Source organism: Streptomyces sp. NPDC006365 (assembly GCF_042870755.1).
In the GTDB taxonomy this organism is placed as follows: domain Bacteria; phylum Actinomycetota; class Actinomycetes; order Streptomycetales; family Streptomycetaceae; genus Streptomyces; species Streptomyces xiangluensis.
The window spans coordinates 57,703-84,164 of sequence record NZ_JBIAHS010000028.1; the positions used below are offsets into that span (position 1 = coordinate 57,703).

At 69.2% G+C, this 26,462-nt stretch carries 21 protein-coding genes and 1 pseudogene; 18 read left to right on the forward strand and 4 right to left on the reverse strand.

The features are described from left to right. Positions 1 to 201: 201 nt before the first annotated feature. Together ACFYO0_RS42950 and ACFYO0_RS42955 are read right to left on the reverse strand one after the other, a co-directional pair. A complete protein-coding gene (locus ACFYO0_RS42950; protein WP_388687172.1) occupies positions 202 to 945 on the reverse strand; it encodes an IclR family transcriptional regulator in 744 nt (247 codons plus the stop codon). A 392-nt stretch (positions 946 to 1,337) separates the two neighbouring features. Further along, positions 1,338 to 2,084, reverse strand: coding sequence for an IclR family transcriptional regulator (locus ACFYO0_RS42955; protein WP_388687174.1), 747 nt, complete (start codon positions 2,082 to 2,084; stop codon positions 1,338 to 1,340). A 282-nt stretch (positions 2,085 to 2,366) separates the two neighbouring features. Between ACFYO0_RS42955 and solA the strand changes: the two genes are divergently transcribed. From solA to ACFYO0_RS43015, 12 genes are all read left to right on the forward strand, one after another. Next, positions 2,367 to 3,503 (forward strand): N-methyl-L-tryptophan oxidase, encoded by a 1,137-nt coding sequence (solA, locus tag ACFYO0_RS42960; RefSeq protein ID WP_388687175.1) that lies wholly within the window; start codon positions 2,367 to 2,369, stop codon positions 3,501 to 3,503. Positions 3,504 to 3,505: 2 nt separating this feature from the next. Beyond that, positions 3,506 to 4,567 carry a succinylglutamate desuccinylase/aspartoacylase family protein gene (locus tag ACFYO0_RS42965; RefSeq protein WP_388687177.1) on the forward strand — a complete coding sequence of 354 codons (1,062 nt, stop codon included), beginning with the start codon at positions 3,506 to 3,508 and terminating at the stop codon, positions 4,565 to 4,567. Positions 4,568 to 4,622: 55 nt separating this feature from the next. Beyond that, positions 4,623 to 5,729 (forward strand): ABC transporter substrate-binding protein, encoded by a 1,107-nt coding sequence (locus ACFYO0_RS42970; protein WP_388687179.1) that lies wholly within the window; start codon positions 4,623 to 4,625, stop codon positions 5,727 to 5,729. Then, positions 5,722 to 6,861 (forward strand): ABC transporter ATP-binding protein, encoded by a 1,140-nt coding sequence (locus ACFYO0_RS42975; protein ID WP_388687181.1) that lies wholly within the window; start codon positions 5,722 to 5,724, stop codon positions 6,859 to 6,861. The genes ACFYO0_RS42970 and ACFYO0_RS42975 overlap by 8 nt, the downstream gene beginning before the upstream one ends. A 3-nt stretch (positions 6,862 to 6,864) precedes the next feature. Further along, the gene (locus ACFYO0_RS42980; RefSeq protein WP_388687182.1) at positions 6,865 to 7,743 is read left to right on the forward strand and encodes an ABC transporter permease; all 879 of its coding nucleotides are present in this window, start codon (positions 6,865 to 6,867) and stop codon (positions 7,741 to 7,743) included. Further along, positions 7,740 to 8,606 carry an ABC transporter permease gene (locus ACFYO0_RS42985; protein ID WP_388687184.1) on the forward strand — a complete coding sequence of 289 codons (867 nt, stop codon included), beginning with the start codon at positions 7,740 to 7,742 and terminating at the stop codon, positions 8,604 to 8,606. Before ACFYO0_RS42980 ends, ACFYO0_RS42985 begins: the two co-directional genes overlap by 4 nt. Then, on the forward strand, positions 8,603 to 9,964 hold the full coding sequence (locus ACFYO0_RS42990; RefSeq protein ID WP_388687186.1) for an aminotransferase class III-fold pyridoxal phosphate-dependent enzyme: 1,362 nt from the start codon (positions 8,603 to 8,605) through the stop codon (positions 9,962 to 9,964). The genes ACFYO0_RS42985 and ACFYO0_RS42990 overlap by 4 nt, the downstream gene beginning before the upstream one ends. 23 nt (positions 9,965 to 9,987) lie before the next feature. After that, positions 9,988 to 10,941, forward strand: coding sequence for a succinylglutamate desuccinylase/aspartoacylase family protein (locus ACFYO0_RS42995; protein ID WP_388687187.1), 954 nt, complete (start codon positions 9,988 to 9,990; stop codon positions 10,939 to 10,941). Continuing rightward, positions 10,938 to 12,398, forward strand: coding sequence for an aldehyde dehydrogenase family protein (locus ACFYO0_RS43000; protein ID WP_388687189.1), 1,461 nt, complete (start codon positions 10,938 to 10,940; stop codon positions 12,396 to 12,398). The genes ACFYO0_RS42995 and ACFYO0_RS43000 overlap by 4 nt, the downstream gene beginning before the upstream one ends. Further along, entirely contained in the window at positions 12,395 to 13,333 is a 939-nt protein-coding gene (locus tag ACFYO0_RS43005) for an aldo/keto reductase (protein ID WP_388687191.1), read from the forward strand. Before ACFYO0_RS43000 ends, ACFYO0_RS43005 begins: the two co-directional genes overlap by 4 nt. Positions 13,334 to 13,398: 65 nt before the next feature. Beyond that, positions 13,399 to 14,064, forward strand: a complete 666-nt coding sequence (locus ACFYO0_RS43010; protein ID WP_388687192.1) for a haloacid dehalogenase type II — start codon at positions 13,399 to 13,401, stop codon at positions 14,062 to 14,064. Positions 14,065 to 14,113: 49 nt separating this feature from the next. After that, positions 14,114 to 15,397 carry an NAD(P)/FAD-dependent oxidoreductase gene (locus tag ACFYO0_RS43015; RefSeq protein WP_388687194.1) on the forward strand — a complete coding sequence of 428 codons (1,284 nt, stop codon included), beginning with the start codon at positions 14,114 to 14,116 and terminating at the stop codon, positions 15,395 to 15,397. A 264-nt stretch (positions 15,398 to 15,661) separates the two neighbouring features. Here the strand turns inward: ACFYO0_RS43015 and ACFYO0_RS43020 are convergent, their stop codons facing one another. Continuing rightward, positions 15,662 to 16,102, reverse strand: a complete 441-nt coding sequence (locus ACFYO0_RS43020; RefSeq protein ID WP_388687196.1) for a MarR family transcriptional regulator — start codon at positions 16,100 to 16,102, stop codon at positions 15,662 to 15,664. A gap of 267 nt (positions 16,103 to 16,369) precedes the next feature. Between ACFYO0_RS43020 and ACFYO0_RS43025 the strand changes: the two genes are divergently transcribed. The 6 genes and pseudogenes from ACFYO0_RS43025 to ACFYO0_RS43050 all read left to right on the forward strand — a co-directional run. Further along, complete coding sequence (locus tag ACFYO0_RS43025; protein ID WP_388687198.1) at positions 16,370 to 17,530, forward strand: LacI family DNA-binding transcriptional regulator; 1,161 nt, start codon at positions 16,370 to 16,372, stop codon at positions 17,528 to 17,530. Positions 17,531 to 17,830: 300 nt separating this feature from the next. Beyond that, positions 17,831 to 19,213, forward strand: coding sequence for an ABC transporter substrate-binding protein (locus ACFYO0_RS43030; protein WP_388687199.1), 1,383 nt, complete (start codon positions 17,831 to 17,833; stop codon positions 19,211 to 19,213). Between the two features lies 1 nt (position 19,214). After that, positions 19,215 to 20,141 (forward strand): carbohydrate ABC transporter permease, encoded by a 927-nt coding sequence (locus ACFYO0_RS43035; RefSeq protein ID WP_388687201.1) that lies wholly within the window; start codon positions 19,215 to 19,217, stop codon positions 20,139 to 20,141. Next, complete coding sequence (locus tag ACFYO0_RS43040; protein WP_388687203.1) at positions 20,138 to 21,070, forward strand: carbohydrate ABC transporter permease; 933 nt, start codon at positions 20,138 to 20,140, stop codon at positions 21,068 to 21,070. The genes ACFYO0_RS43035 and ACFYO0_RS43040 overlap by 4 nt, the downstream gene beginning before the upstream one ends. A gap of 28 nt (positions 21,071 to 21,098) precedes the next feature. After that, positions 21,099 to 23,237 carry a beta-galactosidase gene (locus ACFYO0_RS43045; protein ID WP_388687205.1) on the forward strand — a complete coding sequence of 713 codons (2,139 nt, stop codon included), beginning with the start codon at positions 21,099 to 21,101 and terminating at the stop codon, positions 23,235 to 23,237. Positions 23,238 to 23,354: 117 nt separating this feature from the next. Then, positions 23,355 to 25,100, forward strand: a pseudogene (locus ACFYO0_RS43050) (RICIN domain-containing protein); the annotation flags it as partial. 441 nt (positions 25,101 to 25,541) lie between these two features. Here ACFYO0_RS43050 and ACFYO0_RS43055 read toward each other — a convergent pair. Then, complete coding sequence (locus ACFYO0_RS43055; RefSeq protein ID WP_388687206.1) at positions 25,542 to 26,408, reverse strand: sugar phosphate isomerase/epimerase family protein; 867 nt, start codon at positions 26,406 to 26,408, stop codon at positions 25,542 to 25,544. Positions 26,409 to 26,462: the final 54 nt, after the last annotated feature.

Genomic DNA, 26,462 nt, shown 5'->3' on the forward strand with positions numbered 1-26,462 from the left:
CGCGCAGCCGGGCGGCCGCTTGCGCACGTGAGGTCGGGTACGGGGCCCACCGCGCGCAGGGGGCCCGGCAGGAGCCGCCGCTGCGGGGCCTGCACCAGTCAGGGGGAGTGGGCGCAGTAGAGCGCAAGTAGGCACGGTTCGGACCGGCGTGCTGTCGTCCCCAGGCGGTAGGCGGCTGTCTCCGGCCCGGGGCCGTCACCCTCAGCGCAGGTGTCGGGCGGTGATTTCAGCCGCGGTGTCGGTCACCAGTTGGCCCAGCTCCGCAAGTCGGCCGGGCTCGAAGCGGGAGTCGGGCAGGGAGACGGCCACGGCGGCCAGCGGCACGCTGTCGCCGTCGAGGACAGGTGCCGCGATGGCACAGACACCCTGGAGGTACTGGTTGTGGTTGACGGCGTATCCACGGTCTCTGACGCGCTGGAGCTCCGCGCGCAGCTGCACCGGGTCGGTGATGGTCTCCGCGCCGTAACCCTCGAGCGTGCCCGCCGTGACCTCGTCGACCTCGGACTTCGGCAGATGGGCGAGGACCGCGTGTCCGCTCGCCGTGGCGTGCAGGGGCGAGGTGTCGCCGATGGCGTGGTGCGTCCGTACGGTGTGGTCGCAGTCGAGGCGGTCCACCACGACCATGCACTGCAGGGCGTCGGGCACCGACAGGTGGATGGTCTCGTTCAGCGCGTCGCGGAGCCGCGTCATGGGTTCGCGGGCGGCGGCGAACAGGCTGGATCCCTGCAGGGCGGCGGGCCGCACGGCGAGGATACGGGCGCCGATCTCCCAGCGGGTGGTGTCCTTGCGGTTGGCTCGCAGCCAGCCTGCCTCGTTGAGGGAGACCAGGGTGCGCTGCACGGTCGATTTCGGCAGGCCGAAGAGCTTCGTCAGCTCTCCCACGGTCACGGGCTGGTGCTTGGCGACCGCCTCCAGGATGCGCAGTGACCTGGTGACGCTCTTCATTTCCAATTCCGGTACCCCCGTCAGTTGTGTAGCTGCGGCGTGCTCACTTCTTGACTCCCTCCCAGGAGTCGTGGACATGTCGTGCCAGATAATAGCATGGCGTTCCACAATCTGGCATACGCTCTGATGGGACCGGTGATGGGACCGGTGATGGGACCGGTGGCGGGGCCCGTGTCGAGTTGCGGGAATCCGGTGTTCCTCGCGGCGATGAACGGCGACAGCGCCCGGACGGCGCTGTACCGCGCCGTGTGGGGCAGTCGCCCTGTGCCCTGCCCCTCCCTCAGCGGGCGCAGGGCGGTGGGTGCCTCGAGATGCACTGAGGGTCGGCTCCCACGCTTGCGCGTGCGAGCCGACCCTTGCCGGGTGCGGGCTCTCGGGTCACCGCTTTCCGCTCAGGCGCCCGCCAGGCGCCCGGTGATCTCCGCGGCCGTGCCGGCGACGAGGCGGCCCCACTCGGGTGCCCGGTCCGTGTCGTACCGGGACTCGGGCATCGAGATGGCCACGGAGGCCAGAGGTGTTCCGCCGTCGTCGAGTACGGGCGCGGCGAGAGCGCAGACGCCCGGGCGGAACTGGTTCGTGTTGATCGCGTACCCGTCGGTGTGGATGCGGTCCAGCTCGGCGCGCAGCTCGTCGGGGTCGGTGGGGGTCGTGTCGCTGAACCGTTCCAGTCCCCGCGCGACGAGTTCCTCGATGTCCTTCTTCGGAAGGTGGGCGAGGATGGCGCGCCCGACTGCGGTGGCGTGCATCGGAGAAGTGTCGCCGATGGCGTGGAAGGTCCGTACGGCGTGGTCGCAGTCGACGCGGTCCACCACGACCATGCACTGCAGGGCGTCGGGCACCGACAGGTGGATGGTCTCGTTCGTCGCGTCCCGGAGGCGGATCATGGGTTCGCGGGCGGCGGCGAACAGGCTGGACCCCTGCAGGGCGGCGGGTCGTACGGCCAGCACCCGCGCGCCGATCTCCCAGCGGGTGGTGTCCTTACGGTTGGCTCTCAGCCAGCCGGCCTCCGCCAGCGTGACCAGGGTGCGCTGCACCGTGGACTTCGGGAGTCCGAAGAGCTTCGTCAACTCCCCGACGGTGACCGGCTGATGCTGCGCGACTGCCTCCAGGATGCGCAGTGACCTGGTGACGCTCTTCATTTCCATACGGTTTCCCCCTGTTAATCGTCGGAATTTCTGCCGGACACCCTCTTGACTCCCCTCTTGGCCGCTGTCATTCTCGTGCCAGATTCTAGCACAGCATTCCACAATGTGGCACGGCCAGGCCGAGAGAGATCCCGGAACATGAGCCGGAACTCCGAGACACGACGGCTGCGGGCTGTGTGCCTGACGCAGGGCCCGGCCCCCTTCTGAACACCTTCGAACTGATCAGCCTCACGTCGGGGCCCAGCATGCGCCCCGGCGATACGAAAGGAAAGTCCTGTGTCAGCTGCCAGGAAGCGCGTCGCCGTTGTCGGCGTGGGAACGATGGGCAGCCAGGCCGCCTGGCGGCTGGCGGCCCGCGGCGCCGAGGTCGTCGGGTACGACCGGTTCGCTCCCGGCCACGACCGCAGTGCCGCCGGCGGTGAGACCCGGATCTTCCGCAGCGCGCACTTCGAGGACTCCCGCTACGTCCCGCTCCTGAAGCACGCCGACTCCCTGTGGGAGCAGCTCCAGCAGGAGACCGGCCGTGAGCTGCGCCGCCTGACCGGGTGCCTGCTGATGGGGCCGACCGAGCAGCAGCAGATGGCCACCGTCCTTCAGTCCATCGCCGAGCACGACCTCGACCACGACGTGCTGGATGCCGAGTCTCTGTCGAAACGTTTTCCCCAGTACCGCATCGGGGACGGCGACGCGGCTGTGCTCGACCGTCGCGCCGGCTTCATCCGCCCCGAGCTGACCATCCAGACCGCCGCGCGCCGTGCCGAGCAACTGGGCGCCGTGATCCACCGCTACACCACGGTCCGCGAGATCGTGCCCGTCGCGGGCGGCGTGGAGATCCGCACCGACGCAGGCAGTGAGCGCTTCGACACCGCAGTCGTCACCCCCGGCCCCTGGGTCAACGACCTGCTGCCCGGCCTGCCGTGGGAGGTGGAGATCCTCCGCGTGATCAGCGCCTGGTTCATGCCCACCACCGACGCCTGGTTCGGCGAGGAACGTCCCGCGTTCATTCGCACGGCCCCCACCCACTGCTACGGCCTGCCCTCCCCGGACGGCGTCTCCGTCAAGCTCGGCCTCTCCCAGGCCCTGCACAAGCCGGCGGGAGACCCGAACGCGCTGGACCGGACGGTGCGGCCGGAGGAGCTGGAGATCTATGCCGAGCTGATCGGCCGTTATCTGCCCGATCTGCACCCCGACCCGACCCGGCTGTCCGTCTACATGGAGGGCTACACCGACAGCAGCCGCCCCCTGGTCGGCCCGCTGCCCGGCACCGAGAACGTCATCCTGCTCGCCGGCTTCTCCGGCCACGGCTTCAAACTCTCGCCCGCCTTCGGCGACATCGCCGCGGACCTCGCGCTGGACGGCTCCTCACCCCAGCCCATCGACTTCCTCTCCACCGTCGGTCGTACGGAGGCATGACCATGAGCGATACCACCCTCTCCGTCGGCTCCCTGCACGCCGAGCCCGGCACCAAGGAGCGCGGCAGCGTCCGGGCGAACCTCGGCGCCCTCACCGCGGACATTCCGCTGACCCTCGTCAACGGCACCCGCCCGGGGCCTCGGGTCGTCATCACCGCCGGAGTGCACGGCGGCGAGTTCACCCCCATCGACGCCGCGGTGCGCCTGGCAGACCTGTTGGAACCCGGTGAGGTGCGCGGACAGGTGATCATCTGTCCGGTCGCCAACCCCAACGCCGTGTACCAGGGCCGGCTCAACGTCTCCCCGGTCGACGGCGTGAACATCAACCGTGTCTTCCCCGGCGACCCGGACGGCGGCCCCACCGAGCGACTGGCCGCCTGGCTCTTCGCCCACCTCGTCGACGGCGCCGATGTCTACGTCGATCTGCACTGCGGCGGCATCGACCAGGTCCTGCGGGACTTCGTCGGCTACCGCCTCACCGGTGACCCGGACCTCGACAAGGCGACGGCCGAGCTGGCAGGCTCCTTCGGTATCGAGGACGTCATCCTCGGGCTGACGGCCGAGGGCGGCAACAGCCACGCGGCCGCCGCCCGCCGGGGCATCTCGGCGGTCCTCGTCGAAGTCGGAGCGCTCGGGCAGCGTGACGAGGCCACCGCCCTCCGCCGCGTCGACGGCCTGCTCCGGGCGCTGCGCCACCTGGGCGTACTGGACCCGGACGACTCCGCCCCGGCGCCGATCCGCGAGTGGGTCTGGTCCGCGGGCGTCACGGCCGAGGCCACCGGGCTGTGGTACCCGGAGTTCTCCTTCGACGGTGACGTCATCGGCGAAGTGGCGGACGGCGACGTTCTGGGCCGCATCGTCGACCCGGCCGACGGCACTGAGCACACGGTCCACGCCCCGGCCGGCGGGCGGATCTTCTACGGCATGCACGGCCTCACCGTCTGCCCCGGCACCGAACTGGCCGCCCTGGCCGTCCCGTGGGACCCCGACACGGCCACGCGACCCGACACTCTTTCGGCCCCCGGCCTGGGCCGCGGAGCCGACGAGGCGGACCCCCGCCCCTAGACCCCCATTCCCAGCCGTCCCTCTTTCCCCGTAGCACCACCCCAGGAGGCACACCATGAGAGACGCCCGTATAGACCGCAGACTCTTCCTGCGAGGCGTCGGCGGAGTCACGGCGGGTCTCGCCGCCGCGACCGCCCTCAGCGCATGCGGCACCGGCACGAGCCGTACCCCTTCCGGCAGCGCCAAGGGCGGTGGCAAGACGGTGATCGTCCGTGACAGTGGCGGTTCCTACGGTGCGGCCCTGCAGAAGGCGATCTACACGCCGTTCACGCAGGAGACCGGCATCGCCGTCAAGGTGCTCAACGTGGACGACGCCCCGCTGCTCGCGCAGATCAAGCAGGGCCGCCCGCAGTGCGACCTCATCAACAACTCGATGATGTCCCACCTCAAGTACGTCAAGCAGGACGCTCTGGAGGCGCTGGACCCCGACCGGGTCAAGAGCGTGAAGAGCGCGAAGATCCCCGAGAACCAGATCACCGAGCACGCCATCGGCAACAGCTTCTACGGCCAGTGCATCGCGTACCGCACGGACGCCTTCGGGGGCAAGAAGCCGGAGTCGTGGGCGGACTTCTGGGACACCAAGGCGTTCCAGGGCGGCCGTTCGATGGTCAGCCCGGACGGTGACCTGCCGGAGCTGGAGTTCGCGCTGCTGGCCGACGGCGTCCCCATGGACCAGCTGTACCCGCTGGATGTGGACCGCGCGTTCAAGGCGCTGACCCGGCTGCGCTCGAACATCAAGAAGTTCTGGGACAGCGGCCCGCTCCCGGGTGTGCTGCTGAGCCGTGAGGAGGTGACGATGTCCACCGTCTGGGACGGCCGGATCGCCGATCTGCAGAAGCAGGGCGTCCCGGTGGAGCGGCAGCTCAACGGCATGCGCCGCCAGTTCCAGGGCTACGCCATCGCCAAGGGCGCGGCCAACGCGGACAACGCCTACAAGCTCATGGACTTCTCGCTGCGGGCCGAGATCCAGGCCAATCTGGCCAAGGCCTTCCCCTCGAACCCGACTTCTCCGCTGGCCTACGAAAAGCTCACCGAGGACGAGCGCAACGCACTCGCCGGTGCGCCCAAGTACTACGACAAGGGTTTTGACACCGACATCGACTGGTGGCTGAAGAACGAAGCGGCCGTCACCAAGCGCTGGCTGGAGTGGGCTCGTGGCTGAATTCGGTGTCGCCACACCGTCCGTCAAGGTGGCCGGCGTCACGCCGGCCGCCGCGACCGGCAAAGCGCTGTCGGTAGTGGCTCTGCGCAAGACATACGGGGACGTCGTCGCGGTCGACGAGGCGTCCATGGAGATCGCGGCCGGGGAGTTCGTCACCTTCCTCGGCGCCTCGGGGTCGGGCAAGACCACGACCCTGATGATGATCGCCGGGTTCTGCGAACCCGACTCCGGCACCATCACCGTCGGCGGGCGTGATGTCACGCGGCTCGCCCCGCAGAAGCGAAACCTCGGCTTCGTCTTCCAGCAGTACCTGCTCTTCCCGCACATGACGGTCAGTGAGAACGTCGCGTTCCCGCTCACCCTGCGCGGAGTGCCGAAGGACGAGATCCGCCGACGGGTCGGGGAAACCCTGGAGATCGCCGGTCTGTCGGGGTTCGGCGGCCGCAAGCCGCGCGAGCTGTCCGGTGGTCAGCAGCAGCGCGTGGCCCTGTGCCGGGCACTGGTCTACCGCCCGCCGGTCATCCTCATGGACGAGCCGCTGGGCGCCCTGGACAAGAAGCTCCGTGACCAGCTGCAGGTCGAGATCAAGTCCATCCAGCAGGAACTGGGCCTGACCGTCATCTATGTGACGCACGATCAGGAGGAAGCGCTGGTCCTCTCGGACCGGATCGCGGTGATGCGCAACGGATTGATCGAGCAGTTCGACACCCCCCGTGAGCTGTTCGAGCGGCCGAAGACGCCCTTCGTGGCGGACTTCCTCGGCGCGGCGAACTTCCTGCCCGGCCGGGTGGAGAAGCACGACGGCGAGCACACCCTGGTCCGTCTGGAGCACAGTGGCGGCCTGCTCAAGGTGCGCCGTCACGAGCTGGCCTCCGGCACCTCTGTGAAGGTGGCCGTGCAGCCGGGCCGGCTGCGGGCCGTGGCACCGGACGACGGTTTTTGTACCGGCACGGTGGAGAACGCCACCTACGTGGGCACCCTGGTCCGCGCCGGCGTGCGCATCGACGGCGGCGAGGCGCCGCTGCTGCGCCTGGAAGTACCGGCCGGCCGCGGCCCGGTCGGCGGCGAGCGCGTCGGGATCAGCGCCGACCCCGAGGACGTCAACCTCTTCCCGACCGAACAGGGCGGGTGAGCCATGGCCGCCCTCACCGCCACCGCCGGCGCTCGTCCGCGCAAGCTGCTGGCTTCACGCAAGACCCGCCTCGGGATCCTGTACGCGCTGCCGGTCGTCGTCTATCTGCTGGTGCTGTTCATCTATCCGATCTTCAGCACGCTGCTCCTCAGCCTGCAGGACACCGATGGTTCGTTCACGCTGCACTGGTACGCCGACGCGCTGACCGGCGTCAACCTCTCCGTCCTGATCACCACGCTGCGGATCTCCGCGGAGACGGCGCTGCTCAGCCTGGTCTTCGGGTTCCTCCTGGCCCAGGCGATCTCCCGGCTCAAGCCCATGTGGGCCGCCCTGGCCATGCTGGTCGTCGTCGTCCCGCACTTCATCAGCGCCCTGGTACGCACCTACGGCTGGATCATCATGCTCGGCGACAAGGGCCTGGTGAACGAGTCGATACCGGGCGGGCCGTTCAAGCTGCTCTACAACGAGCTCGGTGTGGTCATCGGCACCACCTCGATGATGCTGCCCTACACCGTGCTGCTGCTGTACGGCGTGATGCGCGGTGTGGACCGTCGCCTGCTGGCGGCCGCGGCCAGCATGGGCGCCGGACGCGTGACGATCTTCAGCCGCATCTACCTGCCGCTGGTCGCCCCCGGCCTGGCCAGCGCCGGACTGCTCAGCTTCATCCTCTCGCTGGGCTACTACATCACCCCCGCCCTGATGGGCGGACCCAACCAGACGATGATCGCCACCCTGATCAACCAGCAGGTGACCAAGGAAAACCAGTGGAACGGGGCGGCCGCCCAGGGCGTCATCCTGCTGCTGCTCACCTTCGCCGGACTGCTGCTGGTCAAGCTCGTGACCTCGCTGGGCGCCAGCGCCAAGAAGAGGAGCGCGTCATGATGGAACTGCGCAAGACCCTCGCCGGGCGGATCGCTCTGACCGCGGTTGCCACCATCATCCTGCTGTTTTTGGCGCTGCCCATCGTCGTCATCCTCGTCACCTCCTTCAGCAACAACGCTTTCGCCGCCTTCCCGCCCGAAGCATGGACGCTGAACTGGTACAAGGCGCTGTTCGCCGACGGCAGCAAATGGCCCGCCGCACTGTCCCTGAGCGCCCTGGTCGCCGCCCTGAGCACCGTGTTCTCCCTCATCATCGGGGTGACCGCGGCCACCGCCCTGACCCGCAGCGAACTCCCGCTGCGCTCAGCGGTCTACGCCCTGGTCCTGGGACCGCTGGTCATCCCGCAGATCGTCACCGCACTCGGGCTGTTCCTGCTCTTCGAGCCCGCCGCGATGCTCGGCAGCCCCATCGCCATCGCCCTCGGGCACACCGTGCTGGCCTCGCCGATCGCGGTACTGATCCTGATCGCGACCCTGCGCGGGATCGACGAACGCCTCGAGGACGCCGCGGCCAGCATGGGCGCCGGCCGTCTGACGATCGCCCGGCGGATCACCTTCCCCCTCGCCGCACCGGGGATGATCGCGGCAGCGATCTTCTCCTTCATCACCAGCTTCGACGAGTTCTACATATCCCAGTTCCTGTCCTCCGTCGACACCGTCACCCTGCCGGTGCGGGTCTACAACTCCCTCACCTTCGAGATCGACCCCAGCGTGACCGCGGTCAGCGCGCTCCTGACCGCCTTCGCCATCCTCGCCCTCGGCCTGGTGGCCCTGGTGCGCTGGCTCGGCACCGGACGCCAGAACTCCCTCCTCTCGGTCGAGAACACCGTCGGGGTCGCCAACCCCGGAGGCGAGACCGTATGACCGCCGCCACCGCTCAGCGGCACCTGCTGCTGAACATGACCGCCAACGGCTCGCTCGGCCCCGAGGGCGAAAACCTCCTCGTCGTCCGGCGAGGGGAGGGCCCGTACGTCGACGACGCAGACGGCAGGCGTTACATCGACGGCCTGTCAGGGCTGTACTGCTGCCAGCTCGGCTACTCCTACGGCGCCGAGTTCGCCGAGGCCGCCGAACGGCAACTGCGCGAGCTGTGCTACAGCCCGCTGTGGACCGGCTCCGCGCACCCGACGGCGATCGAACTCGCCGAGCGGCTGTCCCGTATCGCCCCTGTGGACATCGAGCACACCTTCTTCTCGAGCGGCGGCGCCGAAGCCGTCGAGACCGCCTGGAAGATCGCCCGCCGCTACCACGCTCTGCGCGGCGAGCCGGGCCGCATCAAGGCGATCGCCCGGCGCGGCGCCTACCACGGGCTGACCGTCGGCACCCTGTCGCTCACTGACGATCCCGGCCTGACGGAGCCGTACGGCCCGCCGGCGATCGACACCCGGTTCGTGTCCAACACCAACCGCTTCGGCCTCGCACCGGAGTATGCGGACGACGACCTTTACACGGCCCGGCTGCTCGCCGAGTTGGAGGCCGCGATCCTGGCCGAGGGCCCGGCGACCGTCGCCATGCTCATCGCCGAGCCGGTGCAGAACCGCGGCGGCTGCATCACCCCGCCCAAGGGGTACTGGCAGGGGCTGCGGGCGCTGGCCGACCGGTACGGCTTCCTGCTCGTCGCCGACGAGGTGATCACGGCCTTCGGCCGGGTGGGGGAGTGGTTCGGCGGGGACCGCTACGGCGCCCGCCCGGACATGATCACCGTAGCCAAGGGCATCACCGCCGGATACGCCCCCATGGGCGCCACCCTGGTCAGCACCAAGGTCACCGAGGTCATCAACCAGCCCGGCGCGGTACTCAACCACGGTTACACCTTCGCCGGGCACCCGCTGAGCGCGGCCATCGCCCTGCGCAACCTGGAGATCGTGGAGCGGGACCGGATCCTGGAGAACGTCCGCGGCCTCCAGGACCACCTCGCGAAGCGCATGGCGTCCCTCATGGAGTTGCCGATCGTCGGCGACGTCCGCGGTACCGGGTTCTTCTACTCCTGCGAACTCGTCGGCGATCTTGAGGACGGCGGATTCAGCGACTTGGCCCGCGCCGGCCTGATCCTCGACCGGATCCCGCGTCGGCTCCGCGAGGCCGGCCTCCTCGCCCGCGTCTACAACCGGTCCGCGCCGCTGGTCCAGATCGCGCCCCCGCTGATCAGCGACCGTTTCCTCCTGGACCGTATCGCCGACATCCTCTCGGAAACCCTCGCCGAGGCGTCCGCCCGCATCTGATTCACGTTTCGGAAAGGAACGACATGTATTCCATCGGTCCGCTGACCGTCGCCCCCGGCGAACGCGCCCAGGGCCTCATCCCGGTCGGCACCAGCAGCTACGGCGTGGAGCTCGGCATTCCGCTGATCGTCGTCAACGGCGTGCAGGACGGCCCGGTCCTGTGTGTGGACGCGGGCGTACACGGCGACGAGTACGACGGCCAGGAGGCCATCCGGCGCGTACTCGCCGAGATCGACCCGGCCACCCTGCGCGGCACCGTCGTCGGCATCCCCTGCCTGAACACTCCGGCCTTCGAGGCGGCCGCCCGAGCCAGCGGCATCGACCACCTCAACCTCAACCGCATCTTCCCCGGCGACGCGGAGGGCTCGTACTCCCAGCGTCTGGCCGCCACCTTCGTCGAGAAGGTCATCCCGGCCGTCGACGCCGTGGTCGACCTGCACACCGGTGGCGCCTACGGCGAGATCGCCCCGCTGGTCATCCTCCAGGGCGGCTACGAGGACCTGGCCACCGACCTGGCGCTCGCCGCCGGGCACGAGCTGGTCTGGAAGGGCGGCAAGTGGGGCGGCACGGTCCGCCACCCCGTCCTTGAGGCCGGCAAGCCCGCCATCACCATCGAGTGCGGTGGCGCCACCTATCGCGAGACCAACGTCGAGCATCACATGAACTCGATCCGCAACATCCTGCGCAGCCTCGGCATGACCGACGGCCAGGCGGAGCTGCGGGACACCTACACCACCGTCTCCGGCACCTTCGCCCGCTCCGCCTCCGGCGGCTTCTTCGTCGCTCGCGCCGAGCCGGGGGAGAACTGCAAGGAAGGCGATCTGATCGCGACCATCACCGACCACTACGGCAACACGCTGGAAGAGGTCACCGCCCCGCAGGACGGCATCGTGCTCTGGGTCCGCCGGATCCGCACCGTCCGCCCCGGCGACGAGGTCGTCATCTTCGGCGAGGTCCTCGGGGAGATCCGGCCATGACCGGCGAACTGCAGCTGACCGAACTGCTCATCGACGGCAAGCGGGTCCCCGCCGCCGACGGCCGCTTCTTCACGGTCCTCGACCCCTCCGACGGGACGGCCATCGCCCAGGTGGCGCTGGCCGGCGAGGCGGACGTGAACCAGGCGGTGGCTGCCGCACGGGCGGCGTTCACCTCTCCCGAGTGGGCCGGGATGCGCGCCGCCGACCGGGGCCGGATCCTCTACAGGATCGCGGAGGCCATCCGCTACGAGGGTGAACGGCTGGCGCGTCTGGAGAGCCAGGACGTCGGCAAGCCGCTGCGCCAGGCGAAGGCCGATGTCGAAGCGGCGGCCCGCTACTTCGAGTTCTACGCGGGCGTCGCCGACAAGCTCGGCGGCACCACGGTCCCCCTCGGACCCGGCCTCATCGACTACACCGTCCGCGAGCCGATCGGCGTCTCCGGCCAGATCATCCCCTTCAACTACCCCCTGCAGAACACCGCGCGGGGTTCCGCCCCGGCGCTGGCAGCGGGCTGCACGGTGGTGCTCAAGCCCTCACCCGAGGCGCCGCTCACCCCGCTCGAGATCGGCAGAATCGCCCTGGAGTGCGGCCTCCCGCCGGGCGTTCTCAACGTCGTCCCCGGCGACGGCGAGACCGGCGCGGCCCTCGCCGGCCACCCGGACATCAACCAGGTCACCTTCACCGGCTCGGTACCCACCGGCATCAAGGTCGCCCAGGCCGCTGCCGCCAACGTGGTGCCCTCCGTCACGGAACTGGGCGGCAAGTCGCCGGTCGTCGTCTTCGCCGACGCCGACTTCGACCTGGCCCTCGGTGCCGTCGCCGCCTCGGCCTTCGGCAACGCCGGGCAGACCTGCTCGGCCGGCACCCGGCTGCTGCTGCAGCGAGGCGCCGAGGAGTTCCTGGACAAGCTCGTCGCACACGCTGCCGCACTGCGCGTCGGCCCGGGTCTCACCGACCCGGACGTCGGCCCGCTCGTCGCCGCCCGGCAGCGCGACCGGGTGCTGGGCTACGTGGACCTGGCCCGCGAGGAGGGCGCCGTGGCACGGGCCGGTGGCCGTGCGCCGTCCGACCCGGCCCTGGCCGACGGCTACTACGTCGAGCCGACCGTCCTGACCGGCCTGACAAACGACGCCCGCTGCGCCCGCGAGGAGATCTTCGGCCCCGTCGTCACCGTCATCGAGTTCGACGACGCCGACGAGGCCCTGGACATCGCCAACGACAGCCCGTACGGCCTGGCCTCCTACGTGTGGACCCGTGACATCGACAAGGCGATGCGCCTGGCCGAGGGCATCCGGGCCGGCCAGGTCTACGTCAACGCCACCGGCGTCGGCACCGGCGTGGAACTCCCCTTCGGCGGCTACAAGCACAGCGGCTGGGGCCGGGAGAAGGGCCTGGCCGGCCTGGACAGCTACCTGCAGACCAAGAACGTCTGCATCGGCTTCGGGAACCGGTCATGAGATACCGCACGCTCGGTGAGCGCGGCCCGGCCGTCTCGGTGGTGGGCGTCGGCGGCAACAACTTCGGCGCCCGTCTCGACGAGGACGGCACGAAGGCTGTCGTCCACGCCGCCCTCGACGCCGGGATCACTCTCTTCGACACCGCCGACATGTACGGCGGGATCGGGGAGAGCGGCACCGGGCGCGGTGACGGCGAACGGCTCCTCGGCGCCGCCCTCAAGGGCAGACGTGACGAGGTCGTGCTCGCCACCAAATTCGGTATGGAGATGGGCCGGGACGCGGACCTGTACGGGCCGCGCGGGGCTCGTGCCTACCTCCGGTACGCGGTGGAGGCGTCACTGCGCCGGCTGGGCACCGACCGGATCGATCTGTACCAGTACCACGAGCCGGACGGCGTCACCCCGCTGGAGGAGACCGTCGCCGCGCTCCAAGAGCTGGTCGACGAGGGCAAGATCCGGTACTTCGGCTGCTCCAACCTCCCGGCCGAGGACCTCACCGACGCCTTCGTCTCCACCCAGGCCCGCTACCACCTGCTCGACCGCGGCGTGGAGCGGGACCTGATCCCGGCCTGCCTGCGCCAAGGCGTCGGCCTGCTGCCGTACTACCCGCTGGCCAACGGCCTGCTCAGCGGAAAGTACCGGCGCGGTGAACAGCCCCCGCCCGGCAGCCGGCTGTCCTGGCGGCAGGGCTGGCTCACCGACGCGGCCCTCGACAAGGCCGAGGCGCTCACCGCGTACGGCGCCGAACGAGGACTCACCCTCCTCCAGGTCGCGGTGGGCGCACTGGCCGCGCTCCCCGCCGTCGGCTCCGTCATCTGCGGCGCCATGACCCCCGAACAGGTCACCGCGAACGCGGCGGCGGCCGACTGGATCCCCGACCCGGCCGACCTGGCCGCACTCGACGCGATCGTCACCACCGGCGAACGCGTCGTCTGAAGCCCCCACCCCGCCCCACCCCACCCCCTGGAAATCCGGAAACCCGCGAGACTGAGGCGAACACCATGCGAGAGATCGTCACCTTCGACGCCTATGCCACCCTGATCAACTTCGAGCTCGCCCCCACGACCCTGAAGGTCCTCGAGGACCGGCTGGACCTGGACAACCTGGACGTCGACGAGTTCCTCGACGACTTCCGCGTCATGCGGTTCCAGGCCGTCCTGGAGGCCTACCGCCCGTACCACGAGATCCTGCACTCCAGCCTGCGCAACGCCATGCGTCTGCACGGCCTGGAGTACCGCGAGTCCGACGGTGACGCCCTCGTCGAGGCCGTACCCTCCTTCGGTCCCTTCCCGGAGGTCCCGGACGCCCTGCGCGCCCTGAAGACCAAGTACGAGATCGCCATCATCTCCAACACCGACGACAACCTGATCGCGCGGAACGTCGAGAACATCGGCGTCGAGTTCGACTACGTCATCACCGCCCAGCAGGCCGGCGCCTACAAGCCCGACCGCCAGACCTTCGAGCACGCCTTCAAGACCATGGGCGTCGAGCCGTCCCAGGTCATCCACACCGCCCAGGGCTGGGAGTACGACCACATCCCGACCCGCGACCTCGGCCTGAAGCGCCGAGTGTGGATCAACCGCTACGGCCACCCCGGCAGCGCTGACTACCAGCCGTACGACGAGCTGCCCGACCTGTCGGGCCTCCCGAAGCTGCTCGGCTGCTGACCGACGGCCGCACCGGCGAACCAGACCGAGAACACAGAGGACGCACGCCATGAAGCAGATCCCCTACTGGCTGGACACAGCCCCCGCCTTCCCCGACCGTTCCGGAAAGGACCTGCCCGACGAGGCGGACGTGGTGGTGATCGGCGGCGGTCTCACCGGCCTGTCCACCGCCTACCACGCCGCCCGCAAGGGCGCCCGGGTCGTCCTGGTCGAGAAGGACAAGGTGGGCTCGGGCGCCTCCGGGCGCAACGGCAGCATGTGCACCCAGGGCATCACCATCAGCCCCGCAGAGGCGCGCAAGCGCTTCGGGCAGGAGCGGGCCCTTGAGCTCTACAACGCCTTCCGCGAGGCCGTCGACGTCGTCGAGGAGCTCACGCGCACCGAGAACATCGACTGCGACTTCAACCGCTCCGGGCGCCTCGGCGCGGTCTGCAAGCCCGGGCACTTCGATGGCCTGCGGGCCAAGCAGCGCGACCTGGCCGACAACTTCGGCCACGAGACGATCGTCCTGAGCAAGAGCGAACTGCGGGCCGAGCTCGGCACGGACTACTACCACGGCGCCCTGCTCGACCCGCTCAGCGCGGGCCTGCACGTGGGCAAGTTCGTCGGAGGCCTGGCGGACGCCGCCGAGCGTGCCGGTGCCGAGATCCACGAGCGCAACGCCGCCACCGGCCTCACCCGCCTCCCCGGTGGCGGCTTCGTGGTGGAGACCATGAACGGCATCATCCGGGCCAAGCAGGTCATGGCGGCGACGGACGCCTACACCGACAAGTCGATGCCGTGGTTCCGCAAGCGGCTGATCAACGTCGGCAGCTTCATCATCGTCACCGAGCCGTTGGGGGAGGCACGCGCCAAGGAACTCATCCCGAACGGCCGCCTGTTGGTCGCCCACAAGAATGTCGGCCACTACGTCCGCCTCACTCCGGACAACCGCCTCGCCTTCGGCGGCCGGGCCCGCTTCGCCCCCTCCAACCCGGCCTCCGACGTCAAGAGCGGCGAGATCCTCAAGCGGGAGATGACGGAGATCTTCCCGCAGCTGGCCGGGACGCGGATCGACTACGTCTGGGGCGGCATGGTCGGCTTCTCCTGGGACCGCATCCCGCACGCCGGTGACGTCAACGGCCTGTACTACTCCATGGGTTACTGCGGTCACGGCGTCCAGATGGCCACGTACATGGGCCGCGCGGTGGCCGAGATGATGGACGGCAAGCCCGAGGCCAACCCCCTGCGCGGCTTCGGCTTCCCGAAAGTGCCCGTCCCCTTCTACAACGGCACTCCCTGGTTCCTGCCGTTCGGCGGTGCCTACTACAAGGCCAAGGACCGGCTGCTCTGAGCCGAGGCCGACAGGGGTGACATTGCGGGGGCCTTCCGCGACATGGTCGCGGGAGTGCCGCAAGAGGCTGTCCACGGTCACGCCGATGTCGCCGTGACCGTGGACAGCCACCCGGTACCGGCGAGGAAAACGATCACTGGCCTCGACGGTTCCCGAACTCTTGTCGACTGAAGACCAGCGGACCAGCCACCAAGCATCCCCAGAGGGCGGTCGGCGTCGGGCGGGTAACCGCGAGACGTCGGCCGCCCTCTGGCGTCGCCGCGGTCACGCCCCGGTGGTCATCGCGTCCCGGACCTGGGCGGGTCCACGAACTGTTCGAAGCGGACGATCAGTCCGCCCCGTACGACGAAGTGGTGCGCGACGCGCACGTCGATCGGTTTGCCCGTGGCCTTGTTGAGGGCCGTGTAGCGGGCCAGGACGACCGGCCGCCTCCATCCGGTCCACCAGTCGTGTCGCCCCGCCGGTGCTGAGCACCTGCTCCTGGCTGATCGCCCGCATCGACAACCCGGGTTCGCCGGCCCGTCCCAGGATCAGCGGCACCTCGTACATCAGGTGGCTGATCCCGCACTCCTCCTCGATCTTCCGGCCCAGGATCCACTCCAGCCGGTTCGCGGCACCCTGCAACCGTCCGAAGGTCAGGACCAGCGCGTTGTCGGCCGCCTCCAGCGCGGTCGTGATCTCCCTCTGCTCGTCCTGCTCGTCCACGGCACCTCCGTATGTTCGTCCAGGCGGAACCTGTCGCGCCTGATCGCAGGTGGGAGGCTCGGTGCCTGTGGGGCGGGGGTCGTGCGTTGCGTTCCGGTTGCCGCGATGTTGCGCGAAGTCTTGACACGTTCTGTTTGACTGCGTAGATATGACACCGCAGTCATGACAGCGCAGTCATACAGTTGACCGCCCGGTTCCGGTCGGGTCAGCTGCGGGCAACGGGCCGTGACTGGCTAGGATCTGAGCCGCCGAACATCGGGAGACGCAATGACGCGAGTGGGAGGACGGGGCGGCAGCCCCGCCGCGCCGCGCAGCGTGGACGTGGCCCGGCTGGCCGGTGTCTCGCAGAAGACGGTGTCCCGGGTCTTCAACGGTGAGCGGTACGTGTCCGACGAGGTGCGTCGGCGCGTGCTCGAAGCCGCCGAGGAACTCGGCTACCGGATGAACAATGCGGCCCGGGCACTGGCCTCGGGGCGCTCCCGCACCATCGGCGTGGTCACGCTGGGAACCGCCCTGTACGGGCCCGCCACGCTGCTCATCGGCGTCGAGCGGGCCGCCCGGGACGCGGGTTATGCGATCCGGGTGGTCAACACCCTGGAGGGTGAGCCGGGAGGCGTCGCCGGGGCCGTGGAGTCACTGCTCGAGCAGGGTGTGGACGGCATCGTCGTATCCGAACCGATCGATGAGGGATCGGTCTCGCTCAGCGTCGATGTGCCGGTCCTCGTCCTCGGCGCGCCCGCGGTGTTCGGCGGTTCACGGACCGTGGCCGCGGGGGTCGGCGCCGAGTCGCTGGCCCGGGCGGCCACCGAACACCTGCTGGATCTCGGTCATATGACGGTCCATCATCTGGCCGGTCCGCAGGGGTGGTTCGCCGCCCGGGACCGTCTGGGGGGCTGGCGGGCGGCGTTGTCGGCACGCGGCAGGGAACAGCCGCCCGTGATCGAGGGCGACTGGTCGGCCGAATCCGGCTACGCGGCGGGCCGCGAGTTCGCCTCCGCCGGTGGCGTCACCGCCGTGTTCGCCGCCAACGACGACATGGCCATCGGTCTGATCCGCGCGCTGACGGAAGCCGGCCTGCGGGTGCCGGGCGATGTGAGTGTCGTCGGCTTCGACGACGTCCCCGTCGCGGCCTATGTCACTCCTCCACTGACCACGATGCGCCAGCCCTTCGACGCCGTGGCGAACGACGGGATCCGGCTCCTGGTGCAGGCCATCGAGAAACCGGACGCGGAGCCGGCGCCGGCGCACGATCCGCCGGTCGAACTCGTCGTCCGCGCCTCGACCGCACCCCCGCCGAGCCGGAAGATCCCGGCACGCGGGCGGCGCACGGCCTCCGGCTCGAGCGGCTCGGCACAGTTACCCCCGGCCGGGGACGGACCGCCCACTCCACCAACTGATCCGCTGATCCGCCCGCCCACCACCGACTGACCCGCGTTCATCGGCCTGGGCGGTACCCGCTCATGGCCGGGCGGTGCGCCGCCCGCGCTCACCGCCCTTCAAAACCCTTCCACAACCGTGGACTTCCGCAGTACGGCACGTGACGCGCGTGCCGGCCGCACCCCGCACGCGACGCAGACTCGAATATGGCGACCCCGATGCCCTGGTAGCGACGTCTGCGCCCCGCCCCACGTCATCCCTCCCCACGCCTCTCCCTTTCCCCATGCGCAGCGCCCACGCCAGGTGCTCCGTTCCTCTGCCCATTCGTCTGCCCTTCGGCGGGAGTTCGCCATGCCCCGATCATTCGTTCCCACGTCCTCCATGAGCCGTCGGCGGTTCCTCGCCGCGACCGGCGCGGTGTCCCTCGGAGCCGCACTCGCCGCGTGCAGCGGCGACAGCGACTCCGGCTCCTCCTCCGCCGAGCCGGTGAGCCAGGCCGACATCGACAAGGCGATGAAGACGCCGACCGAGCTGACGTTCTGGACCTGGGTCCCGGACATCCAGCAGGAGGTCGCGCTCTTCCAGAAGAAGTACCCCGCGATCAAGGTCAGGGTCGTCAACGCCGGCCAGGGCGTAGCCCACTACACCAAGCTGCGTACGGCGCTGAAGGCCGGAACCGGCGCCCCGGACATGGTGCAGATCGAGTACCAGGCGATCCCCACCTTCACGATCACCAACAGCCTCCTCAACCTCGCCCCGTACGGCGCCACGGCACTGAAGGACCAGTTCGTCGACTGGACTTGGGGACAGGTCAGCGGACCCGGCGGCGAGGTCTGGGCGATCCCTCAGGACACCGGACCCATGGGGATGCTCTACCGCAAGGACATCTTCGACAAGCACGGCATCCAGGTGCCCGAGACCTGGGACGAGTTCGCGGCCGCCGCACGCAAGCTCCACAAGGCGGACCCGGACGTCTACCTGACCAACCTCGCGGCGAACGCACCGGCCGCCTGGCACGGCCTGGTGTGGCAGGCGGGCGGCAAGCCGTACACGACCTCGGGCAAGAGCGCTCTGTCCATCAGCGTCGACGACACCGTCTCCAAGAAGCTCGGCGAGTACTGGGGCGGTCTCGCGAAGGAAGGCGTCATCAGCACCGACCCGGACTTCACCGACCCCTGGTACGCCGGGTTCAACAAGGGCAAGTACGCCACCTGGCTCACCGCGGCCTGGGGCCCGTCCTTCCTGTCCGGCTCGTCCAAGTCCACCTCGGGCAAGTGGCGGGCGGCGCCGCTGCCGCAGTGGGATGCCGCCAAGCCGGTTGCCGGCAACTGGGGCGGCTCCACGACCGCGGTCACCGCGGCCACCAAGAACAAGATCGCGGCGGCGCAGTTCGCCCAGTTCCTCAACAGCGACCCGGCGAGCGCCAAGATGTTCGTCACCCAGCAGTTCTTCTTCCCGGCGACCAAGGCCTTGCTCGCGGACGCGAGTTTCACCGGCAGCGCGCCCGAGTTCTACGGCGGTCAGAAGGTCAACCAGATCTTCGCCGACATCAGCGACACGGTCTCTCCCTCGTTCCAGTGGCCGCCGTTCTACGACCAGGCGGCGACCGACTGGACGGAGACCGTCGGCAAGTCCCTTGCCGCCAAGTCCGACACCGTCGCCGCGCTCGGTACGTGGCAGTCCCGGCTCACGGCGTACGCCAAGAAGCAGGGCTTCACGGTCAAGGGGACCTGACATGGCTGCCACGACCGCGGCCTACGCCAAGAAGCCGCGCCGAGCCGGACCGTCGCCACGTCGCCGGTCCGGCTCGGCAGGACCCCTGTTCGTAGCCCCCTTCCTGATCCTCTTCCTCCTGCTGTTCCTCGCCCCGCTCGGCTACGCCGCCTACCTGAGCCTCTTCCAGGAACAGCTCATCGGCGGCACGGTGTTCGTCGGCCTGGACAACTACGTCACCGCTCTCAAGGACCCTCAACTCCTCCACGGCGTCGGACGCGTGGCCCTGTTCTTCCTGGTCCAGGTGCCGCTGATGCTGCTGCTGGCCCTGCTGTTCGCCCTCGCGCTCGACAGTGGCCTGCTGTGGCTTGCGCGCGTGATCCGGCTGGGCATCTTCGTGCCGTACGCGGTCCCGAGTGTCGTCGCCACACTCATGTGGGGCTACCTCTACGGCCCCGACTTCGGCCCGTTCGCCCAGCTGAGCCGCAATCTCGACCTGCCGGCCCCGCAGTTCCTCAGCGAGGGCTGGATGCTCGGCAGCCTGGCGAACATCGTGACCTGGGAGTTCGTCGGCTACAACATGATCATCCTGTACGCGGCCCTGCGGACCATCCCGCACGACCTGTACGAGGCGGCCGCGATGGACGGCGCAGGAGCCTGGAGAGTCGCCTGGTCGATCAAGCTCCCGGCGCTGCGGCCCGCTCTTCTGCTGACCCTGCTGTTCTCGGTGATCGGCAGCTTCCAGCTGTTCAACGAACCGAGCCTGTTGATGAAGATCGCCCCGGACGTCATCAGCAGCTCCTACACCGCCAACCTCTACGCCTACTCCCTCGCCTTCACCGGCCAGCAGGTCAACTACGCGGCCACGGTGTCCTTCCTCCTGGGCCTGGTCATCGTCATCGCCTCCTACGCCGTGCTGCTCACCGCGAACCGCAGGAGGGAAAAGTGACGACCACCATGCCGAAGGCCACGACCGCACCGGCCGACGGCCCGGCCCCCACCGCACCGAAGCGGCGCCGGTCCGCGTCCCCCCGCCGCAGTACCCCGCTCACGATCGCCATGCTGGCGGCCCTGGCGTACTTCCTCCTCCCGCTGTTCTGGCTGCTGGTCGCCTCGACCAAGAGCACCCAGGACCTGTTCGACAGCTTCGGCCTGTGGTTCTCCGGCGCCCCGCAACTGCTCGAGAACATCAGTCAGACCTTCACCCAGGACGACGGCGTCTTCGTCGACTGGCTGCTCAACACCGCCGTGTACGCCGTCGTCAGCGCAGTCGGCGCGGCGATGATCGCGGCTGCCGCCGGCTACGGCTTCGCCAAGTTCCGCTTCCGCGGCGACCGGGCCGCCTTCAACCTCGTACTCGGCGCGATCATGGTCCCGGCCACCGCGCTGGCGATCCCGACCTACCTTCTGTTCGCCCAGGTCGGCCTGGTCAACACCCCCTGGGCGATCATCCTGCCCTCCCTCGTCAACCCCTTCGGCCTCTACCTCATGCGCGTCTACGCGGCCGACGCGGTCCCGGACAGCCTCCTGGAGGCCGCCCGCATCGACGGGGCGGGGGAGGCACGGATCTTCTTCCGGATCGCTCTCAGGCTGCTGGGACCCGGCCTGGTGACCGTCCTGCTCTTCACGCTCGTGACGACCTGGAACAACTACTTCCTGCCGCTGATCATGCTCAACGACCCGAGCCTCTACCCCATCACGGTCGGCCTCTCCTCCTGGGCCGCCCAGGCGCAGAACGGCGGGGGCGGCGCCAGCGGCGACATGCTCCCGCTCGTCGTGACCGGCTCCATGATCTCCATCGTGCCGCTCGTCATCGCCTTCCTCATGCTCCAGCGCTACTGGCAGAGCGGTCTGGCGACCGGAAGCGTCAAGCAGTAACGCCCCCTACACTCCCGGAGGTTCCTTCATGGCGGATCTGCCTGCCCGCGTCCTGTTCGGCGCCGCGTACTACCACGAGTACACACCCGCGTACGACCCCCAACTGCGGCCCGACGAACGGCTCAAGACCGACCTCGACCTGATGGCCGCGGCGAACTTCACCGTGATCCGGGTGGGCGAATCGGTCTGGTCGACCTGGGAGCCTACGAGCGGGCACTTCGACCTCGACTGGCTCCAGCCGGTCCTCGACGGCGCCCACGAGCGCGGCATCTCCGTCATCATCGGCACGCCGACGTACGCGGTGCCGCCGTGGCTGGCCCGACAGTACCCGGAGATCACCGGGGAGTACGCCACCGGTCAGCGTCTCGGCTGGGGAGCCCGCCAGGAGGTGGACTTCACCCACCCCGCCTTCCGTTTCCACGCCGAGCGGATCATCCGCAAGCTCGTCGCCCGGTACGCCGATCACCCGGCGGTCATCGGCTGGCAGGTCGACAACGAACCGGGACTGCACCTCTTCCACAACCAGGGTGTCTTCCAGCGCTTCGTCGACCATCTGCGCGACAAGTACGGAGACGTCGAGACCCTCAACCGCGAATGGGGCCTGGTGTATTGGTCCCACCGGCTGTCCACCTGGGCCGACCTGTGGACGCCGGACGGCAACGTCCAGCCGCAATACGACGTCGCCTGGCGGGAGTTCCAGGCGCGCCAGGTCACCGAGTTCATCGGCTGGCAGTCGGACATGGTGCGTGAGTACGTCCGCCCCGAGCAGTTCGTCACCACCTGTATCTCCTACACGCGCCAGGGAGTTCAGGACGACGAGCTGTCCGCCCGGCTCGACATCGCCTCCGGAAACCCGTACTACGACATGCAGGACGGTCTCCTGCTCCCCGACCCCACGCCCGACGACCACCAGCAGATCTGGAAGACCACCGGCGTCTGGTCGATGTACCAGACCGCGGACTGGATGTTCTCCTCCCGTCAGGAGCCGTTCCTGGTCACCGAGACCAACGCGAGCTCCATCGGCTTCGCGTGGGACAACCGCCCCGGCTACGACGGCCAGTGGCGGCAGACCGCGTGGGCGCACGTCGCGCGCGGGGCGCGGATGATCGAGTACTGGCAGTGGCAGACACTGCGCTTCGGTGCCGAGACCTACTGGGGTGGCGTCCTGCCGCACAGCGGACAGCCCGGCCGAGCGTACGCCGAAATCGCCCGCCTGGGCGCCGAGTTCGAGGCGGCCGGCCCGCTCGTGGCCGGGCTCGAGCCGGACGCCGACATCACGATGGTCTACTCGACGCCGAGCAAGTGGCTCATGCAGAAGTACCCCCCGCTCGCCACCCCCGACGGCGACTCCGACCCCGCCGCCTACCACCGCATCTTCGACCCCTTCTACCGCGGCGCCTTCGAGGCCGGCCGCCAGGTGCGGATCGTGCACGCGCGGCAGCTGCACGACCCGCGCGGTGAGCAGGAGGGTCTAGCGCCGGAGGAGGCCGCACTCCGTCACCCCGTGCTGGTCGTACCAGGGCTGTACATCGCCGCCGACGCGACCCTCGACTGGCTCGCGGCCTATGCCGACGCGGGCGGGCACCTGGTTCTCGGCCCGCGCACCGGATACGCCGATCACGAGGCCCGGGCCCGGCACGAAGCGGCACCCGGACGCCTCACCGAGGCCGCGGGCGTGATGTACGACGAGTTCAGCAATCTGTCGCGCGACGTCCCGGTCCACTCCCCGGACGGCAGCCCGCTGCGGCTGCCGTCGGAGGCGACGGCGACCCGCTGGGCCGATGCCCTGACCGTCACCGACGCCGAGGCGCTGGCCTCGTACGACCACCCCCACTTCGGCCAATGGCCCGCGATCACCACCCGCCGCCACGGCGATGGCCGCGTCACCTACGTCGGTACGGTCCCCGGCCGCGCCCTCGCCCGCGCCCTGGCGACCTGGCTGACACCCGCCGCACGCCACGGCTGGCGGGACCTGCCGGAATCGGTCACCGCCACGACCGGCACATCACCCGACGGGCGCCGCGTCCACATCGTCCACAACTGGAGCTGGGAGCCCGCCCGTGTCACCACCCCCGTGGCGTTGACCGACGTCCTGAACGGCACGTCCGTCCCCGCGGGTGAGGCGCTGGACCTCGGCGCCTGGGACGTACGCGTACTCGTCTCCTGATTCAACCTCTGATCCAACCTCCCGAGCATCACCATGACCATCCCCGATCCCCAAGGAGGGGCTGTGCAGAGAAGAAGACTCGGCAAAGCGCTGGGAACTTTCGTCGCGGGTTCAGCGATGCTGGGCCTGACCATGAGCAGCGCGCAGGCGTACAACCCGACGGGCGGGATTCTGTACCAGCTCGGCGATGAACCGTGCCTGAAGGGCCGGGGCAACTGCGCGATCTACGTCAAGTCGGCGCAGCTGGAGAGCGGACGTCTCGTCGCGGCATTCGAGAAGGCCACGGTCGTCCCGGAGACGGGAAGCGCCGACCGAGAGACGATGCCGGTCTACAAGAGCGACGACTACGGAACCTCGTGGCAGCCGCTGGCGGACGTCAAGGCCCCGGCGTACCTCTCCAAAGACCCCAAGTACGCGAAGTACAAGAGCAACTGGGCGAGCCCGTTCCTCTACACGCTTCCGCAGGACGTCGGCAAACTGAAGAAGGGCACGCTGCTCCTCGCGACCATCGTGACGGGCGACGACCACTACTACACGGAGCACAAGGCAGCCGACCCGAACTGGACGCCGTCCAATGACGGAGACCGCAGTGACATGGCGCTCGCCCTGTACTCCAGCACCGACGAGGGCGAGAGCTGGAAAGTCCTCAACGTGATCGCGACAGGCGGCTGGCAGGGCGGCAGCGCGGGCGCGATCGGCAAGAACGTCGCCAAGGCGAACACGTACAAGCAGGTGGATCCCCTCTGGGAGCCGTACCTGATGGTCCACAAGGGCCAACTCGTCTGCTACTACTCCGATGAGAACGACTACCTCGGCTTCGACCCGGTCACCGGTGTGCCGAAGCTGGATCCGGACAACGACACCGCCCGGGACTCGCACGGCCAGATCCTCGTCCACAAGACCTGGAACGGCCGCAGCGCGCAGTGGAGCGAGCCCGTCGTCGACGTCGCGGGTCTGACCCAGGACATGGGAGGCGGCAAGACGCAGATCGGAGGCGGCCGGCCGGGCATGACGACCGTCGTCCCGACGACGGACGGCAAGTGGCTTCTCCCGTACGAGTACTGGGGCGGCGGAACCAACACCCGGTACGTGATCGCCGACGACCCGCTGAAGTTCTACCGCGGCTCCACTGACAGTCCCGTCACCTCCCTGCCGGTCGACGAGGGTTCGCGTCGTCTCGCGGTGAACGGAAGCCCGGTCGTCATCAACCTCCCCGACGGGCGCCTGGTGTACAACGCCGCGGGCAGCGGCAACGTCTGGGTCAACGAGAGCGGACGCAGCGACGGCGTGTGGAAGGAGTACCAGACGAATGCGCCGGCCTCCTACAGCCGCAACCTGCAGTACGTCGAGGGCACGGGCCGCATCTCGATCCTCAACCACCAGGGCACCTCGACGCTTCGCTTCTCCGAGGTCGACCAGGGCCGCTCGGAGGGCGCCTACTACCAGCTCGTGAACCGCAAGACCGGGCAGGTGATCGGCACCGGCGGCAAGACCAACGACGCCAACATCGGCAACGGGGACGTTCCCGACGTCCGCCTGGAGGACGCCGGCTCGGCGGCGAACAGGGACACCCAGTACTGGCACCTGGCCACCAAGGCCGACGGCGCCAGGACACTGCTGAACAAGTCGGGCGGCCGTGCCGCCGGCATCTGGACGGCGAATCCGACGGTCGGCCAGCGGATCGGCCAGTGGGTCGACGACACGCCGGCGGGCCTGTGGAACCTCGTCAGGACCGACGACGGCTACTACAAGTTCCAGTCCGCCAAGAACACCAACGTGTACCTGACCGGTGCCTCCGCCGGTGCGCCGCTGACCCTCCAGAACGCGGTCGCGGACGGCTCGCAGGAGTGGGAGCTCGTCCAGCAGGCGCCGACCGCCGCGGCCCTGACGAAGGAGACGCGGTCGAAGCGTCTGACCGCGAGCACCGTCGGGAAGAATGCCACCCTGTCGCTGAACGCCGCCGCCTCGGACCCGGCGGGCACGGCCCTGCACGCGAACAAGACCGGCCAGGTCTACGTGTTCGCGGCCAACGGCAAGGTCACGGACCTCGGCCCGGTCTCCTTCGACGAGGCCCAGAAGGGCAGCGTGGCGCTCCCGGAAACCCTCGCGGCCGGGACACAGGTCAAGATCGCCGTGCAGTTCGACGACACGCCGCTGATGTGGGACACGGCCAAGGTCCGGTGATCTGCTCCCGGCCGGTGATCTGAGGGCCACAGGACATCACAGGGCTGAGGAGCGGGCTCACCGCTCCTCAGCCCTGCGCGGTCGTTCGGTTGCCGACCGCGTCGAACCCTCCGGCCGGTCTCAGGCCGCGAGTTCCTTCCTGATGCGGTCCAGCATGAACGCCGAGGAATCGCGGGCCCGTTCCTCCCAGGCGAAGACGCAGGACGTGGCGACGCCGCCGAAGTCCAGTTCGCGCAGGGTGGCGAAGAAGGTGTCCCAGTCGACCTCGCCCTGGCCGATGTCCAGGTGCTGGTGGATACGGGCCGGGGTGCCGGGCGGGTTGAGGATGTAGCGCAGGCCGCTGGAGCCCTTGTGGTTGAAGGAGTCCGCGATGTGCACGTGCTGGAGCTTGTCGCCGGCGTAACGCATCATCGCCGCGATGTCCGCTGTCGGATCCGCCCCCGACAGGTGGAAGGTGTGCGGGGCGCAGTAGAGGTAGTTCACCCAGGGCTTGTTGATCGCGCGGACCAGGTCGACCGCGGGGGTGTTCTCCTCGCAGAAGTCGTCCGGGTGGGCCTCCAGGTTCAGAGCGATGCCTTCGCGCTCGAACACCGGCAGCAGTTCCTCCAGCGAGCGCCAGAAGGCGGCTTCGCTCTCGGCGGCGCGCTCCGGACGGCCGTTGAACTCCGAGTTCATCAGCGGACATTCGAGGTCCGCGGTGATCTCGATCATCCGCTTCCAGTAGCGTACGGCGCTCTGCCGCTCGGTCTCGTCGGGCGAGGACCACTTGTACAGCGGCAGCACCGAGGACAGTTGAACGCCGTGCGTGCGCAGGGACTTCTTCAACGCCGCGACGCACTCGTCGTCCGCCCGCGGGTGCAGGAAGAACGGCATGAAGTCGTCGCGCGGGGACAACTCGATGTACTCGTAGCCGAGTTCGGCGACCGTGCGCACCATGTCGTCGAGCGGCAGGGCGCGGAACATATAGGGGTCGAGGGCGATTTTCACCTTGTTCCTTCCAGTAGGCCCGGTCGTCCGCCGGGAGGAATGGATCTCGAGCAA